This is a genomic window from Mycobacterium asiaticum (genome assembly GCF_001668675.1).
In the GTDB taxonomy this organism is placed as follows: Bacteria; Actinomycetota; Actinomycetes; order Mycobacteriales; family Mycobacteriaceae; genus Mycobacterium; species Mycobacterium asiaticum_D.
The window spans coordinates 1-17,044 of the sequence record NZ_LZKQ01000032.1 but is presented as its reverse complement, the minus strand read 5'-3'; the positions used below and the strand labels follow the sequence as shown (position 1 = coordinate 17,044).

At 67.1% G+C, this 17,044-nt stretch carries 12 protein-coding genes and 2 pseudogenes; 8 read left to right on the top strand and 6 right to left on the bottom strand.

Translation table 11 applies throughout. The annotated features are described in order from the left end of the window. Nucleotides 1–22: 22 nt before the first annotated feature. From A9X01_RS31760 to A9X01_RS02545, 4 genes are read left to right on the top strand one after another with little or no spacing between them, the layout of a single operon-like run. Nucleotides 23–1,255, top strand: a complete 1,233-nt coding sequence (locus A9X01_RS31760) for an ImmA/IrrE family metallo-endopeptidase (RefSeq protein WP_065035918.1) — start codon at nt 23–25, stop codon at nt 1,253–1,255. Between the two features lie 27 nt (nt 1,256–1,282). Next, nucleotides 1,283–2,491: a tyrosine-type recombinase/integrase gene (locus A9X01_RS02555; protein ID WP_065035917.1), complete on the top strand. Its 1,209-nt coding sequence runs from the start codon at nt 1,283–1,285 to the stop codon at nt 2,489–2,491. Beyond that, a complete protein-coding gene (locus A9X01_RS02550; RefSeq protein ID WP_065035916.1) occupies nt 2,478–4,703 on the top strand; it encodes a tyrosine-type recombinase/integrase in 2,226 nt (741 codons plus the stop codon). Before A9X01_RS02555 ends, A9X01_RS02550 begins: the two co-directional genes overlap by 14 nt. After that, nucleotides 4,700–5,101 carry a hypothetical protein gene (locus A9X01_RS02545; protein WP_065035915.1) on the top strand — a complete coding sequence of 134 codons (402 nt, stop codon included), beginning with the start codon at nt 4,700–4,702 and terminating at the stop codon, nt 5,099–5,101. The genes A9X01_RS02550 and A9X01_RS02545 overlap by 4 nt, the downstream gene beginning before the upstream one ends. Nucleotides 5,102–5,122: 21 nt before the next feature. Here A9X01_RS02545 and A9X01_RS02540 read toward each other — a convergent pair whose 3' ends face one another. From A9X01_RS02540 to A9X01_RS02530, 3 genes are all read right to left on the bottom strand, one after another. After that, a complete protein-coding gene (locus A9X01_RS02540) occupies nt 5,123–5,713 on the bottom strand; it encodes a TetR family transcriptional regulator (RefSeq protein WP_065035914.1) in 591 nt (196 codons plus the stop codon). 193 nt (nt 5,714–5,906) lie between these two features. Beyond that, nucleotides 5,907–7,247: an IS256 family transposase gene (locus tag A9X01_RS02535; RefSeq protein ID WP_055578468.1), complete on the bottom strand. Its 1,341-nt coding sequence runs from the start codon at nt 7,245–7,247 to the stop codon at nt 5,907–5,909. A 155-nt stretch (nt 7,248–7,402) separates the two neighbouring features. Then, nucleotides 7,403–8,026, bottom strand: a complete 624-nt coding sequence (locus A9X01_RS02530; RefSeq protein WP_065035913.1) for a TetR/AcrR family transcriptional regulator — start codon at nt 8,024–8,026, stop codon at nt 7,403–7,405. A gap of 155 nt (nt 8,027–8,181) precedes the next feature. Between A9X01_RS02530 and A9X01_RS02525 the strand changes: the two genes are divergently transcribed. From A9X01_RS02525 to A9X01_RS02515, 3 genes are all read left to right on the top strand, one after another. Next, the gene (locus tag A9X01_RS02525) at nt 8,182–8,490 is read left to right on the top strand and encodes a hypothetical protein (RefSeq protein WP_065035912.1); all 309 of its coding nucleotides are present in this window, start codon (nt 8,182–8,184) and stop codon (nt 8,488–8,490) included. A 159-nt stretch (nt 8,491–8,649) separates the two neighbouring features. Continuing rightward, on the top strand, nt 8,650–11,733 hold the full coding sequence (locus A9X01_RS02520) for an MMPL/RND family transporter (protein WP_081282177.1): 3,084 nt from the start codon (nt 8,650–8,652) through the stop codon (nt 11,731–11,733). A gap of 21 nt (nt 11,734–11,754) precedes the next feature. Continuing rightward, a complete protein-coding gene (locus A9X01_RS02515) occupies nt 11,755–12,351 on the top strand; it encodes a TetR/AcrR family transcriptional regulator (RefSeq protein WP_065119148.1) in 597 nt (198 codons plus the stop codon). 230 nt (nt 12,352–12,581) lie between these two features. Here A9X01_RS02515 and A9X01_RS02510 read toward each other — a convergent pair. Both A9X01_RS02510 and ssd read right to left on the bottom strand, forming a co-directional pair. Then, nucleotides 12,582–13,568 (bottom strand): annotated as a pseudogene (locus A9X01_RS02510) (TadA family conjugal transfer-associated ATPase); the annotation flags it as partial. Then, nucleotides 13,565–14,617 carry a septum site-determining protein Ssd gene (ssd, locus tag A9X01_RS02505; RefSeq protein WP_155771893.1) on the bottom strand — a complete coding sequence of 351 codons (1,053 nt, stop codon included), beginning with the start codon at nt 14,615–14,617 and terminating at the stop codon, nt 13,565–13,567. The gene ssd and the pseudogene A9X01_RS02510, both read right to left, overlap by 4 nt. A 493-nt stretch (nt 14,618–15,110) precedes the next feature. On the opposite strand from ssd, the gene A9X01_RS02500 reads away from it, so the two are divergent. Continuing rightward, entirely contained in the window at nt 15,111–15,968 is an 858-nt protein-coding gene (locus tag A9X01_RS02500) for an HAD-IB family hydrolase (protein WP_065119146.1), read from the top strand. A gap of 504 nt (nt 15,969–16,472) precedes the next feature. On the opposite strand, the pseudogene A9X01_RS02495 reads toward A9X01_RS02500, so the two are convergent. Next, nucleotides 16,473–16,868 (bottom strand): annotated as a pseudogene (locus tag A9X01_RS02495) (oxidoreductase); the annotation flags it as partial. Nucleotides 16,869–17,044: the final 176 nt, after the last annotated feature.

The window sequence follows — 17,044 nt, the reverse complement described above, 5'->3', positions numbered from 1 at the left end:
TCGTTATTGAATCGGGGCTGCGATGAACACGACCGTGGATGTGTACGGGTTACGGGTCAACCAGGCCCGGGTGATCCGGGCGATGACCGTGACCGCAGTGATGGAATCGTTGGGCTGGAAGCATTCTCGGCTCAACCGGGTGGAACGTTCGGCGACGACCACATTGTCGGCCGAGGACTTTGAGCGCTTGGTGGCGGTGTTGAGGTTCCCGGCGAAGTTCTTCACCACGGTGCCGACCTCGCGCGTGCATCCCCGGGATCTGCTGTTCCGGGCGCCGCGGTCGATTACGGCGACCGAGCGGGAGTATCTGGCGCAGTTCGCGGCGTTGGCAGGTGAGTTCCTCGACGAGTTGCACACTCGGGTGAAGTTGCCGCCGGTGCGGGTACCGGTGCTCGACAGTGAGACACCGGTGGATCAGGCGGCTGCGGAGGTCCGCAAGGCGTGGGGGTTGGACCCGGATGCGCCGATCGGTTATCTGACGCATGAGATTGAACGCAACGGGGTGGCGATTGTGATGCGCCGGCTGTTGACGTCGTCGTCGCGGCGCATCCTCGGCGATGAGGATTCCACCGGCAAGCTCGATAAGCATCTGGGGTATTCGGTGCGGGTCGGTGAGTTCAACACCAGGCCGTTGATTGTGGTGCGGCAGTCGAGTTCGTGGGAGCGGACTCGGTGGACGCTGTCGCATGAGGTGGGGCATCTGGTGTTGCATGCCGCGGGATCGGTCAACGAGGAGCGGGAAGAGCAGGCCTCAGCGTTCGCTTCGGAGTTCTTGGCGCCGGCGGCGGTGCTGGCCGATGAGGTCTCGCGTGCACCGTCGTTGGCGGAGTTGTTGCCGGTCAAGGCCCGCTGGGGGATTTCACTGGGGGCGTTGCTCAAGCATCTGCATACCTCGAAGCTGTTGAGCGACGAGCGGTTTGAGGCATTGCGGCGCCAGCTTTACACCCGCACGAACACCGAGACCGACACCACGTGGGGCCGGGTCGAGCCGGGCTGGAAAGACCGCGAGGTGGAGCGTCCGCGGCTGCTCAGTAAGTGGTTGGAGATGGCGTTCTCGGCGACGTCGCCGGTGATGTTGGCCCCGTACGGCCTGATCTGGCCGCAGGACATGTTGGAGGACTTCGCCGTTGGTCAGCGCACCGGGCCGCCGGCCAACACTGCGCGGGTGGTCGAGGAGCCGGCATCGGTGGTGGCGATGACCGGCACGCACTCCAATGTGGTGAGGTTTCCGGTGGGCCGGCGGCGGCGGGGCTGAAGGTCTGTCTGGGTCGGGGACTGACTAGTGGCGCGAGTTCAGCGGGTGAGTTTCAGCGACGGCGAGCCCGACACCCACACCGTGGTCGGTGCCGACCATCTGCCGATCCCTGCGGCCGCGCAGTATCTGCGGTTCCTGCGCGATGGCGGCGGTTCGCCGAACACGGTGCGGGCGTATGCGGCGGGGATCGCCGAGTGGTTCACCGTCCTCGAGCACACCGGGCATGCCTGGGATGACTTTCCCACCAGACTGTTCGGGCAGTTCCTGCGGTATCTGCGCACCGGGGATCTGCCCGGCGCAGCCAGGATCGGACCACCGGCCCAGAAGCTGGCGGCGTCATCACTGCAGCCGCGGGCGGCGGCGGTGTTGTCGATGTATCGATATCACGCCGACGCACACGGCGCCGATCTGCCCTACCAGCGGTTGTTCACCTCCCGCGGCTCGGCGCGGCGCTACCGCCGCTACGTGGGGTTCCTCGACGGGGTCGGACCGCAGCGTCAGGGGGATCGCCCGATCTATGGCCTGCGCAGCCCCGGCCGCAGCGCCACCCCGGTTCTCACGCCTGAGCAGGTCAACGCGATTCTGGATGGCTGCTCGGTCCAGACCGGCGACGGCGGGTGGTCGGGTGGGCCGGCCGCGGTGCGTAACCGCTTGTATTTCGCGGTGCTCGCGGAGACGGGGATGCGTCCCGGTGAGGCGTTATGTCTGCGCCATCACGACTTTCACATCGGCGCCGGCGGGACCCCGTTCCTCGATGTCGTCGACCGCCAGGACCATCCGCACGGGGTGCGGGCCAAGACCGGGACGCGGCGGCTCTATATCGGTGATGATCTGGAAGCGCTGTATTCGGAGTATGTGTGGCAGCTCGTCGCGATGGCTGCCGACGTGACGGTCCCCGATCTGAGCACCCATTTTGTGTTCGTCAATCTTGCTCGGGGAGAGCAGTTCTCACCGATGCGGATGGAGACGATCTATGAGAAGGTCCGCGGCATCAAAGGTGCTCACCCGCAGTTGCCGCCGGAGTGGACTCCGCACTGGATGAGACACACCCACGCCACCGCCCTGTTGCTGGCCGGGGTGCCCGCGCACGTGGTGATGCGCCGCCTCGGGCACGCCGACGTCCAGACCACCCTGTCGACCTACGGGTGGGTCACCGAGGACGCCGAGATGCGCAGCCTGGCGCACTGGCGCAACTATGTGGCCGGCTGGAAAGGGCTCACCGATGCCCAGCCGTGACGACCCCACACCTGTTGCCCGCCAATCCAGTCCGTCGTGGCAGGCGCAGTGGTCGGCCGTGCCCGAGGCCTGGCGGCGCCCGGTCTATCAGATCGACGCCGCACCCGCCGATACCGTGTTCCTGCGTAACCGGTACTACCTGCGTGAACACCGCGGCCGCGCCGAGCACGACTTCACCCCCGCCGCGGTGCCGCCACGGTTCGCCGACGAGATCGCCTGGTGGGTGTGGTGTTGTCACCACGAAGGCCTGCGCAAGATCGAACCGTCGCTGCTGCGCTGGGCCGGCCAGGCGTTGAGCGCCGCGGCCACCGAATACCGCGGCCAACGCCGCCGCCCACCGGCCAGCATCACCGACCTGGAGTCCGCCGCGATCGTGCGGGCGGCGATGCTGGTCTTCGAGAAACGCAACGCCCGGCTGCCCTCTGCCGGTGCCCGACGCAACATCACTCACTTGGTGGAGCATCTGCACCTGTATCTGTCGGTGCGCTGCACCGACACCGCCTGGTGGGCGCACGACATCTGGGACCTGCAGGCCGATCCCCGCATTCCGCAACGCGAACACGAGCCCCGACACGACCTGACCCTGAACCTTGCCGCGATCACCCCGGCCTGGCTGCGCGAAGGGGTCCGGTTCTGGCTACGGACCTGTCTAGACGCCGAGCTGCTGCGGTGGTCTTCAGCGGTGGAACGCTGCCGCGACACCGCGCGACACCTCGGACCGTTTCTGGCCGCCCGCGGCGCCACCGACCCCGTACTCACCGAGGATCCCGCCCAGCTGCGGCTGATGTTCACCGAATTCACCGAATACCTCAAATCACCTGCCGCAGGGGCCAAGCCGGACAAACCCCTGTCCCAGGCCGCCATTGACGCTACCCAGTCTCAGACCCAGGTGTTCTACACGTTCATGGTCGACCACGGCCCCGAGGCGGCCGCGGCCACCGGCGAACCGCGCTGGGCGCAACTGAGTGCGGCACACACACGGTTGTGGGGCCCAGCTTTCCGCACCCGCCGCGCCCACCGGCCCCGCGAGCTGACCTGGTACTCCACCGCCGAACTGCAACGCATGCTGGCCTACCTCGACGTGCTGGCCGCCGACCGCACCGCCCTGGTCGGGCTGACCCATCCCGATGGCAGCGTCTCGCTGGTCAAAGGCCTCGGTGATCCCCAGGCCGCCCGGATCTGGCTGCTGCAGGCCCTCACCGGGCGGCGGGCCTCTGAAATCCTGATGCTCGACCACCAGCCGCTGCAACCCATCCCGGGAACGTCGCCCGACGTCGACAACGCTGACCCTGATGCATTCGTCGCCAAGCTGCGTTACCAGCAGACCAAAGTCGACGGGGTGGAGCCGACCATCCTGGTCGAGCAAGCGGTGGTCAACGTCATTGCCGAACAACACCGCTGGCTGAAGGCGAGGTTTCCGCACCTGACACCCAAGTACTTGTTCATCGGCACCAAAAGCAACCTCAACGGCCAGCGGCCCCGCCCATACGCCACCTATTCCCAGTCGCTGGTCAAACTCGACGACCTGCACGGCCTGACCGATGCGGCGGGAAATCCGTTACGGTTCAGTCAAACCCACCGGCTGCGCCACACCCGGGCCACCGAGCTGCTCAACGACGGGGTCCCCATCCATGTCGTGCAGCGCTATCTGGGGCACAAGAGCCCGGAGATGACGATGCGCTATGCCGCGACCCTGTCCGCCACCGCGGAAGCAGAGTTTCTCAAGCACAAGAAGATCGGCGCCCACGGCGTCGAGATCGCGATCAGCCCCGCTGACATCCTGGATATGACTCAACTGTCGGCCCGCACCGACCGGGTGCTGCCCAACGGAGTGTGTCTCCTGCCGCCGTTGAAATCGTGCGACAGGGGGAACGCGTGTTTGAGTTGTGGGCATTTCGCAACTGATGTCACCCACCGGGCCGAGTTGGCTGATCAGCATGCCAGAACCTTGGCGCTGATCGAGCTGCGCCGTGATCAATACCGCACCCGCACCGGCCGGGAACTGACCGACGACAACGTCTGGATCGCCGCCCGGCTGCGCGAGCTACACTCCCTGGAAGCCATCCTGGACCGGCTGGCCGCCGAACAGTCCGACACCGCGGCCTGGATCAGCGGCGCCGGCACCCACAAGCGGCTGCCGTTGACGCCGATCGCCACCCGCGGCGCCCACGACTCGGCCCTGCACAAAGCCGACCCGCGGCAACGCCCGTGACCGCCACACAAGCATCGCTGAACGCTCTGGCCGCCCACACCCAGAAAAGACGGGACTCCGTCGACACCCGAGCCCGCAAAGCACTGCAAAGCCTGCGCCGCGAGAAGGCCGACATCACCATCAGCAGCGTCGCCCGCCGCGCCGGAGTGACCCGCAAAAGCATCCACAACCGTCCCGAGCTGCTGGCCCAGATCGAGGCGCACCGCACGCTGAGGGCGGTCGGCGAGGGCCCGCCGCCCGCACCGGAGCCGGGCGAGTCCAGCATCGTCGCCGCACTGCGCAACCGACTGACCGCCAAAGACACCCACATCGCGCGACTGCGCACCCAACTGCGTGAACGCGACCAGATCATCGCGGTCCTGCAAGGCGAACTGGAACGACGGGACTCGGCCACCTAAGCGGGCAATTGGACGCGCCGCTCAGCGGTCGACTGGCCCGAAGGCGTGGCGCAGCAGCAGTCCGGTGCCCCGGTCGATGCGCTCACGTGCTTGGCCGGCCGAGAGCCGGTGGCCACTGAACGCGGTGAGGTTGGCCAGCCACACATCGGTGATCAGTCCGGCGAGGTCGTGGTGGCGCTCGGTGACGGTGTTGCCGCCCAGGGCGCGGGCGAAAAGCTGGTGCAGGATGTCGGCGGCTTGGGTGACGGTGGGCGCTGCGGTGGCATCAGCGACCACCAGGGCGCGGGTGGTGGCTTCGGTCAGTTTCGGGTCGAGCTGCCATTCGGCGTGCAGTCGTGAGGTCAGGGCGGCGACCCGCCGGGCAGGCGTGATGTCGTGGTGGTGCCACGCGCACTCGGCGGCCAGTCGGTCGAATTCGCGACGCAACACCGCGACCAGCAGGTGCGGTTTGGACGGGAAATACCGGTACAGCGTCCCCACACCAATGCCGGCGACATCAGCCACCGCACGCATCTGTACCGCGCTATAGCCCCCGCGGGTCGCCGCATGCAGGGTCGCATCCAGGATCGCACTCGCGTGGGGTGCGTCAGCGGCAGGCTGCGCCGCGGTCATGACATCTCGGCGCCGGATCCGCGAGCCCGCCCCGGGCAACCCGCTCTCGACGGTGATCGTGTTCCACCGGCCCGACAGTCACCCATACCGACCCCCCGCTACGAGCAGTATCCCTACGCTACCGTTCGTACCAGGTGGCGTCCGTAATCCGGTGTAAATGGTCCTTCGGAGCTTCTGGCTTCGGTGGGTGATGTTACGCCGTTGCGCTGATGGCTTCGGTGGTGCTGCTCGCGGAGTCTGGGGCGTGCTGGGGCCGTAGTTGTCGGGGTGGGTGCAGCAGGCTGCGGCGTAGGTCTTGGAGCTGGCGTACCCCGGCCGGGGTCATGGCGAGTCCGCGCCAGCCGCGAGATGCGCGGTCCAGTACGGCCCAGGCGATGCTGACACAGCTGGTTTCGCCGGGGAAGCGACCGATAACCTTTGTGCGGCGGCGGGTTTCACCGAAGGTGCGTTCGATGAAGTTCGAATGCCGAATACGGTGCTGATGTTCGGGCGGGAACCGCAGGTAAGCGGTCAGGCCCGCGCGGTCGGTGAGCAGGATCTTCATCGCCGCGGGGTAGGTGGGTGCGTAGCGGGCCGCGAACACGTCCAGTCGGGCGTCGATGAGTTCGACGAGGTTGGGGCCGGCCTCGGTGGTGGCCTCGGCGGTGTCGAAGCAGGCCCAGTAGCCGTCGCGGATCTCGGCCTGCATCCCGGCGGGAATCTTGGCCAGCACGTTGCGGACTCGGTGAATCAGGCAGCGTTGACGCAGCGCGGTCGGGAAGATCTGCTCGATCGCCGCGATCAGGCCGGCCGCGCCGTCGGAGACGACCAGCAGCGGACACCCCAGCCCCCGCTCGGTGAGATCGGTCAGGAAACCCGCCCAGGCGTCGGTGGACTCCACCACTCCGGGGGCCAGGCCCACGAAGATGGGCTTGCCGGCGGTGGTGATGCCCCACGCGGCCAGGATCGGCTCGGCTGGTGAGCCGGGATGCATCCGGAAGAAGGAGGCATCCAGGAACAGGTAATCGAGCACCACATCGCCGAGCGGGCGCCGCGCCCAGGTGTCGTACTCGGTCTTGATGGCTTGACATATCTGGGAGACAGTCGATTTCGAGATCGCGGCCTGATCACCCAGCGCATCGGCGAGGGTGGCTTCGACATCGCGCACCGACAGCCCGCGCACGAACGAAGCGATCACCAGCGATTCCAGCGCGTTGGTCTTGGTGACGTGCTTGCCGAACAGCCGTGAGGCGAACGCGGCGGTCGTGCCGCGCAGCTTGGGCCGCTCCAGGGTGATCGGACCGGCAGTGGTCTTGACCGTCGCAGCCCGATAACCGTTACGCGCACCGGGCTGCGCGTCTGCTGCGGTGGCGCTGCGTTGGTAGCGCTCACGGCCCAAGAACTCGGTAATCTCGGCCTCCAACGCGGCCTGCATCAGCAACTGCGCACCCAGCCGTGCCACCTCCTCCAGGATCTCGGGCAACTCACGATCCGAGGCGAACAACTCGTCGATCTTGGCGCGAACACGATCGGTCGGCGATACTCGTGCAGGCACGGGCGTAGGTCCTTTCCTTCGATGACTTGGCGGTCTCGAAGCAGAACCTACGCCCGGCCCCTTTTACACCGGCTTTAGGACGCGACCTTCGTACCACAACGGTGGGCGGTGCAGCGGTGAGTCCCTGGTTGCCGACGGCGTCGAACCGGCCGGCGTTATCGGGTGCGGGCGTGGGCGTTGAGAAAGTCGTCGATGAGGTGTTCGCAGTCCTCGCGGTTGATGGCGCGCAGGCCGGTCAGGCGGGCGAAGGCGATCGGGCCGACGAGTTGGCACATGGCGAGGTCAACATCGAAGTCGTCGAGTTCGGCGGCGGCAGGGCTTTGCAACAGCTCGGCGAAAGGCTGCCGATAGTGGGCCACGACGCGGGCGCGCAGGGCGTAGCGGTCACGGACCTCGTCGGGGCGCTGCGGTGTTGGCCCCAGGGCGACCCAGGCCAGCGTGGTGGCGTGCAACGGTGCCTCCTGAAACAGGACCGCTTGCCGGTTCAGCAGCTCGATGAGCTGTTCGCGCAGCGGGCCTTGCGCCGGCGGCGGGCTGACCTGGGGCAGCAGCCGCTCGAAGGTGGCGGCCAGCAGGTGGGTGGAGCTGGTGAAGTGGCGGTACAGGGTGGTCCTTGCCACCTTGGAGGCCTTGGTCACTGCCTCGATGGTGACAGCTTCGACACCGCCGGCACTGAGCAGCTTGGCCGCGGCGTCGAGCAGCCGGGTCCGTGACCGCGCCAGGCGTGGATCCACCTCGTCGTCGTCATCGACCACGCGTTCCTCTGCACCCGACTCCACCTGTTCACCGTAATCCTCACCGCTGGGCGTTGACGCCGATACCGCGGACCCGCACCGCTACGGGACTGGCGCTCTCCGAAACGATACTGTTAGTATCGGAGAGATACCATTAGTACTGGCATCGCCGCGCAGGCCAACACCGAGGGGGTAAGGCCATGGTGAATCACTTACAACGCCGGGAACTCATCCGGCGCCAAATCCAGGGCCCGACGGCGGCGACGTCGCCGAAACGGCGGCTTGCAACAGCTACCGGGCGCACCGGCGCAGCGGTGGCGCGGGCGGCCAAGCGGCTGCTGCCCGGCGTGGCGCTCGTCGAGGAGGTCCGCCACGTCCGCCACGACCTGGCCAAGCTCGGGCACGCCCGGGTCGCGACCACGGGCGATCGCGTGCGTCCCCGCCACTATCCGCCGCGGTCGTGTTCCTATCTCGACGACGAATTGATGAACCGGGAGATGTCGGACTGAGCGCAGTCGCGACTGCCGCTGGCGGGGGGCAGTGGCGTGACCGCGCGGGCAGGCGGCGATCGGCAATCGGGGGTGTTGCGATTCGCCAGATGCCGCACGAAGATACCGAGAGTACTGTTGCGATACCGACAGTTTTCTTAATGCCGCCGGGGGGCCGGGATGGTAATCAAGGGCTGGGGCGATGCGGGCATGGCGACGTTGAGCCGCCCCGAGGAGCAGCGTGACGCCGCGGCGGCGGCGCGGGGCCGCGACACCTACAGTGAGCGCCTGGCGCGGCTGTCGGGCTTCGCGATCCGGCATACAACGTTGGTGATCGGAGCCTGGATCGTCGCCGCGGTGGTGCTGGCGATCCTTTTCCCGCAACTGGAAACGGTCGTCAAGCACCAGTCGGTGCATCTGATACCGCCCGGTGCGCCGTCGCTGCAGACCGTGGACCGGATGGGCTCGGCGTTCGGTGAACAAGGCTCCAAGACCACGATCTTCGTCGCGATGGAGGATCCCAGCGGGCTGACCCCGCCGGTCCGGCAGCGCTATGACGCGCTGATCCAGCGGTTACGGGCCGACACCAGCCACGTCCAGCAGGTCCAAGACCTCTTGGCCGACCCGGTCACCGCAGCGCAAGCCCTCAGCGCGGACGGCAAAGCATGGTATGTGCCGGTGGGGGTGGCCGGAACCCTCGGTGATCCCAGTGCCGCGGAATCGGTGCGGGCGGTACGCGGGATCGTCGCCGAGGTTTTCGGGCACTCGCCGACCACCGTGCGTGTCACCGGCCCGCCGGCCACCTTCAGCGATCAAATCGACTCCGCTGAACAAGATCTGATCCTCATCTCGGTGGCCACCGCCGGGCTGATCGCGATGATCTTGCTGCTGATCTATCGGTCGGTGTTCACCGCGATGCTGCCGCTGCTGGTCATCGGTGTCAGCCTCGCGGTCGGGCGCGGTGTGCTCTCCGGACTCGGTGAAGCCGGCATGCCGGTTTCTCAATTCACCATTGCGTTCATGACGGTGATCCTGCTGGGCGCCGGTACCGACTACTCGGTGTTCCTAATCAGCCGCTACCACGAACAGCGCCGCCAACACGTGCCCGCCCAGGCCGCGGTCATCCACGCCACCGCCACCATCGGCCGTGTCATCGCGGCCTCCGCCGCCACCGTCGCGCTGGCATTTCTGTCCATGACCTTCGCCGAACTGAGTGTCTTCGCCGCACTCGGCCCGGCCTGCGCCATCGCCGTGGTCATCGGGTTCGCGGCCACGGTCACCCTGTTTCCCCCCGTACTCACGCTGGCCGCCCGCCGCGGGATCGGTGAACCCAACACCGACCGGACCCGCCGCTACTGGAACCAGATCGCGGTGGCCGTCGTACGACGCCCCATGCCGCTGCTGGCAGCCAGCCTGATCTTCGTCCTAGCGCTCTGCGCGGTGGCGACCACCATGCGCATCAGCTACGACGACCGCCACGGCCAAACCACCACCTCAGCCAGCAACGAAGGGTATCGACTGCTGGATCGCCACTTCCGCAAAGACACCGTGATCACCGAGTTCCTGGTCGTGCAATCACCCACCGACATGCGCACCAGCCGAGGACTGGCCGACCTCGACGAAATGGCCTCCCGCATCGCACAACTACCCGGTGTCACCAAAGTCTCCGGAGTTACCCGCCCCGGCGGTAACCGCCTCGAACAAGCCCAACTGTCCTGGCAGAACGGCCAAATCGGCGACCGGCTCGCCGGCGCGGTCAACGACGGCCAATCCCGCCGCAGCGATCTGGGCCGACTCGCCAACGGCGCCGACCAGCTCGCCGACGGGCTCACCCAACTCGACACCAGCCTGGGCACCGCGCTGACCCCGCTGATCGGGCTCTTAGGCAAAGCCCAAACCGCGGGCATCCAAACCCAGCGTTTGCGGTCGCTGCTGCAAGAGCTTTCCACTACCGCCCCGACCGTCGAGCACGCGATCGCCTCTGGACCCGCACTACACCACCAAGCCGAACAAGCCCAAACCGCCATCGCCACTCTCGAACCCCTCATCGCCGCGATCAGCAGCTGGCCCGCCTGCGCCGCCGCCACCGAATGCACCCAACTGCACGACCAAGCCCAACTACTCATCACGTTGCGCGACAACGGATTCTTCGACCACCTCACCACCCTCGCCGACCTCTATCAGCCGGACACCAACGCCGGCGGCGGCACCCTCGCCGAAGTGACCCGGCTCATCACCACCCTGGACAACGCCTTAGGCGCCGCAGGCTCCGGCGACCTCGCCGCCAACATCGGACAGCTCCAAACCGGCGTCCACCAACTCGCATCCGGTGCCCACGCCCTGGCCACCGGCGTCCACACCCTCGTCGACAGCAACCTCGAAACGCTCTCCGGCATGGGAAAAATCGCCGCCCAACTCCAACAATCAGCACGCTCAGCAACCGGAACAGACACCGCCAGCGGCTTCTACCTCCCGAACGACGTCTTCGACAACCAACAATTCGCCGACGTCGCCAAACACTTCCTGTCCGGCGACGGCAAAACCGCCCGCTACGCCATCGAATCCAGCTACGACCCCTACAGCAGCGACGCGATGACCCTGGCCCGCCGACTCACCGAAGTCGCCGACGCAGCACGCCCCAACACCTCACTGGCCAATACCACCATCGCCATCGCCGGATTCCCCGCCGTCAACGCAGACATCCAACGCCTGCTCTCCGCCGACTTCCGTCTGATGGCCATCGCCACCCTGCTCGTCGTCGGCCTCATCCTGATCGTCCTACTCCGCGCCCTGGTCGCACCGCTCTACCTACTAGGCACCGTCATCCTCAACTACGGGGCATCACTAGGAATCGGCACCCTGGTATTCCAATACGGCCTCGGCAATGAAATTGCCTGGCCCGTACCACTTCTGGCGTTCATCATCCTGGTCGCCGTCGGCGCCGACTACAACATGCTGCTCATCTCACGACTCCGCGAAGAATCCACCCGCAACATCCGCGTCGGCGTGCTCCGCACCATCGCCAACACCGGCTCCGTCATCACCTCCGCCGGACTCATCTTCGCCGCCAGCATGTTCGGCCTCATGATCGGCTCGATAGCAATCATGATCCAAGCCGGACTCATCATCGGCTGCGGCCTACTCCTGGACACCTTCGTCGTGCGCACCCTCACCGTGCCCGCCATCGCCACCCTGCTCCGCGAAATCAGCTGGTGGCCACAACGAAACCCACTGCGCCACAAACCCGCTCCCGCCCAAACCTAGGCACACCCACCGGGACCGACCATGACCACCGCCAACCCCACACCCCCCACCCTCAGAGACCGACGCCGCACCGAACTACTCACCCACATCCACGCCACCGCACACCAACTCTTCGCCCAACACGGCTACTCCGCAGTCACCACCGACGACATCGCCGCCACCGCCGGCATCTCCATCAGCACCTACTACCGCCACGCCCCCAACAAAGAACACCTACTCACCGCACCGATCCAACAAGCCATCGCCCACATCACCACCACCTACAACACCCGCCCACACACCGAAACAGCGGCCACCTCCCTCATCCACCTCCTCGCCGATCACCTCGGCGAAACAGCCAACCGACACTCCCAACAGTGGAAACAAGCCCTGCAGACCGCACCACACCTACTCAACAGCTCAACACTGCTCAGCGACAACCAAACCCGCCAACTCACCACCATGGTCGCAACCCGCATGAACACCGACCCCACCACCGACATCCGCCCCACACTGCTCATCCACACAGCCCTGAGCACTGCACAAATCGTGCTCCAACACTGGCTCAACACCACCACCCCGCCACTGCACACCCAACTACAACACGCCCTTCACATCACCCTCGCCGGATTCCAATAAAAGCACCGCGCCTTCCCGCCGAAGCTTGAGCGGCCCCATCCCCACACCCCACCCACCGACCCCAGGACGCACTACTCACATCGCCCCATCCACCAGCAACGCCAACGAATCTCAACAACACCGCCACCATCAGATACGACCCACAGATAACACTGTCCCCCACGAAGGAAACCACCCTCAACGACATCATGGGACACAACCAGAAACACCCCTTAACCGCCTACAGATAAGACCGCCGCCGCCAGTTGGCTGTGCAGCGCGGCGCGGTCCAGCCCGCCCAACGCGCCCAGCGCTTCCAGCCGCGCGGGCACTTCGCCCGGGCTGTTGGCGTGAACCGTGCCCGCTCCGCCCTCGTGCCCGGTGTTCAGGGCGGCGAGCAGGTCCACCACTTCGGCACCCCTGACTTCACCGACAACGATCCGGTCGGGCCGCATCCGCAGCGCCTGCCGGACGAGCTGACGAACGGTCACCTCGCCCACGCCTTCGACGTTCGGCCGCCGGGCGACCAGCTTCACCAGATGCGGATGGCGCGGCGCCAACTCGGCGGCGTCCTCCACGCAGAGGATCCGCTCCGCCGGCGAGACCGCGCCGAGCATCGCCGCCAGCAGGGTGGTCTTGCCCGCCCCTGTGCCACCGCACACCAGGAAGGCAAGGCGGGCGGCGATGATGTCCGCGACCAGCCGACCCGCCTCACTCGTGATGGCACCGGCCGCAGCCAGGGCGGCCAAGTCCTGGGTGGCCGGCCGCAACACCCGTAACGACAGGCAGGTGCCGTCGGCGGCCACCGGCGGCAACACGGCGTGCAACCGGACCGCGAACCCGCCGGCACCAATCCCGGTCAGGAGTCCATCCACCCACGGCTGCGCGTCGTCGAGGCGACGACCGGCGGTCAACGCCAGCCGTTGCGCCAGCCGCCGCACAGCGGCCTCATCGGGGAACCGAATCGAGCTGCGCCGCAGGCCGTTTCCGTCGTCGACCCAGACCGCGTCGGGCGCTGTCACAAGAACGTCGGTGGTGCCGTCTACGCACAGCAGCGGTTCGAGGATGCCGGCGCCGGTCAGCTCGGTCTGCAGCAACCGGAGATTGGCCAACACCTCGGTGTCGCCGACGATCCCGCCCGATTCCGCCCGGATCGCGGCCGCCACCACATTGGGCCGCAGCGGGCCGGGCTCGGCCGCCAACCGCTCACGCACCCGCTCAATCAACGACGCGCTCATGCGGCCCTGCCGTTCGGCGCCTTTCGGCCATCGGGAAGTACACCCAGCACCGAGCGCGCGGCCGCGGCGAGTGCGGATCGCCGCCCGAGTCGCAACCCGCCGTGTTCGAGCCGCTCTGCTAACCGCGGCTCGGCGCGCATCGCCGCCAGCAGCGGCAGCCCGGTGATGTCGGCGACCTCGGCAGCTCGCAACCCACCCGGGGCCGGTCCCCGCACCACCAGCCCGAGATTCGGATTGATCGACGCCAGCACCGGGCCCAAGGTCGCGGCGGCCGCGCACGCCCGCACATCGCACCGGCTCACCATCACCACCAGGTCGGCTCCGTCGAGCGCGACGTGCGTCGCCTCGGTCAGCCGCCTCGGCAGATCGCACACCACGGTGACTCCCCCGCGTCGCCCGGCATCGACGATGGCGTCCACCGGGCCAGCGTCGGCCTCGTAGCCCCGCCGGGTGCCCGACAGCACGCTGATTCCTCGGTGCCGCGGCAGCGCCTCGCGCATCGCCGGCCAGTTCAGCCGTCCGCCCTGCAACGCCAGGTCAGGCCACCGCAAGCCGGGCGTGCTCTCGCTGCCCAGCACCAGATCGATACCGCCCGCCCACGGATCGAGGTCGAGCAGCAGCGCCTCGGAAGCAACCAGCGCCAGGGCTACGGCGAACAACGATGCTCCGGCGCCACCACAGCTGCCGACGACGGCGACGGCTTCTCCGAGCGCACTCTCGTCACGGGCCGCTTCGGCGGCGCGGGCGAGTTCGGCGACGAGTTCCTCCTCCTGCTGCGGCACCCTCAACACGCGCTCGGCACCGACGGCGACGGCCGCCGTCCAAGTGTCGACCCCGGCTTCGGTGCTGGTGAGGATGCTCACGTGGGCCCGCCGCGGCAGCGCCGTCTGGCCGTAGCGGTCGGCCGCAGCTTGGTCGAGCACCACCGCCGCGGCCGCCGACCACGTTTTCCTGGTCACCGGGTTCGGCCCGCCGGCATGCACCACTCGGATACCGACCGCAGCACCGATGCGGTCCAATTCGTCCCGCATTTGAGGTTCGTCCAGCACCGCCAGCACGCCGCAACCGGCCGGTTCCCGGTGCGAGGGATCAGTCATTCCTCCACCGTGCTGGCCCAGGGATCTTGGACACCAGTGCCAAAGCCCGATCTGTGGATAAGAACGAGGCTGTGGACAAGCGGTTCGCTGAGCACCCGCTCGGTCGAGGTTTGACGGCCGCTCCGCAACGCATCCGACAACGGGCGTGCGCAGATCCGGGCGAGGAATTTTTGCCCTACAAAAGGGACGACCCCCGCCAGGGGGGGAGGAGGCGGAGGTCGTCGTGTATCAGCCCCGGGGGGTCGGGCTGATGCACCCTCGGCTCAGGGCCGAGTAATGCTTACTATACACATGCCAGCCGGGCTTCACGCAAGTACCGCGATGAAAGAAAAACGCGGCTTGACCCCTGAAAACACCGCGGGCAGAACAACAACATAGGGATTTCAGCGGTCCGATTTGGGCTCAGCCTCACGGCATCTCCGGATCGCGGACCTATGCTGGATTGGTGACCGCCCCCGACTCGGCCGCGACGCAGCAAACCTCGACGCAGACGCCGGGAGCCGCTGATCCGAGCCCCCGCACCGCCGCGTTCTTCGACTTGGACAAGACCATCATTGCCAAGTCCAGCACACTGGCCTTCAGCAAACCCTTCTTCGCCCAAGGCCTGCTTAACCGGCGCGCGGTGTTGAAGTCGAGCTATGCACAATTCATCTTCCTGCTCTCTGGCGCCGATCATGACCAGATGGATCGGATGCGCACTCATCTGGCCAACATGTGCACCGGCTGGGACGTCGCGCAGGTGAAATCGATCGTCAACGAGACGCTGCACGACATCGTGACGCCGCTGGTATTCGCCGAGGCTGCAGATCTCATCGCCGCCCACAAACTGTGCGGACGCGACGTCGTGGTGGTCTCGGCCTCGGGCGAGGAGATCGTGGCGCCGATCGCCAGGGCGCTGGGCGCCACGCACGCGATGGCAACCCGGATGGTCGTCGAAGACGGCAAGTACACCGGCGAGGTCGCCTTCTACTGCTACGGCGAAGGCAAGGTGCAAGCGATCCGCGAGCTCGCCGCTCGCGAGGGCTACCCGCTGGAGCACTGCTACGCCTACTCCGACTCGATCACCGACCTGCCGATGCTCGAGGCGGTCGGCCACCCGTCGGTCGTCAACCCCGATCGCACTCTGCGCAAGGAAGCCGTCGAACGCGGGTGGCCGGTGTTGTCGTTCTCCCGTCCGGTGTCGTTGCGCGATCGGATCCCGGCCCCGTCGGGTGCCGCCGTCGCCACCACGGCCGCGGTCGGAATCAGCGCCCTGGCCGCCGGCGCGGTCACCTACGCGCTGTTGCGTCGCTTCGCGTTCTAGGCATGCCTTGGTGGTGCGCCGCTCTGGCACTGGCGTCCCAACTTCCTCACTCGTCCCGTAGCAAACACGCGCAGCGCGCAATACGAAGCTTTCCGGTATCCCGGATCAACTTTCGCGCTCCTAGGCCTTGCTGAGCTTGTGGTCTAGTAGTACAAAGGAGTCACGGCAGCCCGGTGAGGCCAAGGTCGATCCGGAAGAGAAGGATCGTCCTCCCGACCCGGGCACCCAGCACGGTTTCCGGCACCCACGCTGCGTCATAGCCGCGATAATGGCAGAAGTGTTGCGGGCCTGCGTAATTGCGAAATACGGATTGCCTCGACAGTCCTTTGGGTGGGGCTGCAGCAGGAAGTGTCGCAAACGCGCCGAGGCCACCCACGCAGCCCCACAGGTGCACGCTTGGTAACCGGAGGACCGTGCTGGCGGGCGGCGATCGAATCTCTTCGGTCGTCGCCCGCTTCGCATTTCGGCCCGATTCAGGGCGCGGACGGTTCGGCGGTCTGCTAGCTAACGTCCCGGCAAAGAATCCGCAATCGAGATGGCTTCCTGCGCACCGGACCTCAACGCACGGCAGCACAGCACCAGCCAGCTGGCCACTCCGTCAGGTGTGCCCGAGGCGAACTTGACGGCGGCATCACGGTAGGCGGCGGGCTGGCGCATCCAATTCACTTCTGGCACACCAAGTCCGTGCGGGTCCAAGCCCGTCGCGATCGTGATCAGCCGGGACACCGCGCGCGCGACCACACCGTCGGCGCTGCCAAACGGTTTGAGCGTCAACAACTCTCCGTGCGCCACCGCGGCGACCACCGGTGCCGACGCCGCAGTGGGCCGGGTCGCTATCTCGGCGAGCAGCTCCAGCCGCGGTGCGATCTGCGGGTCGCTGCGCGGACGGCCCAACCGCTCGAGGGTGGCGGCGGCCCGTTGGTCGCGGTGTGGCAGAAGGCGCCGCTGCAGGCGCTGGCGCGGTTGCATGTGCTGGCGGCGACCGACCAGGTGGACGAGGAGCGGTTGGGCCGTCCGCGCAGCGACCCGCAGATCGCACCGCGGCTGGAGCTGCTCGCCGAGATAGCGACCCGGCC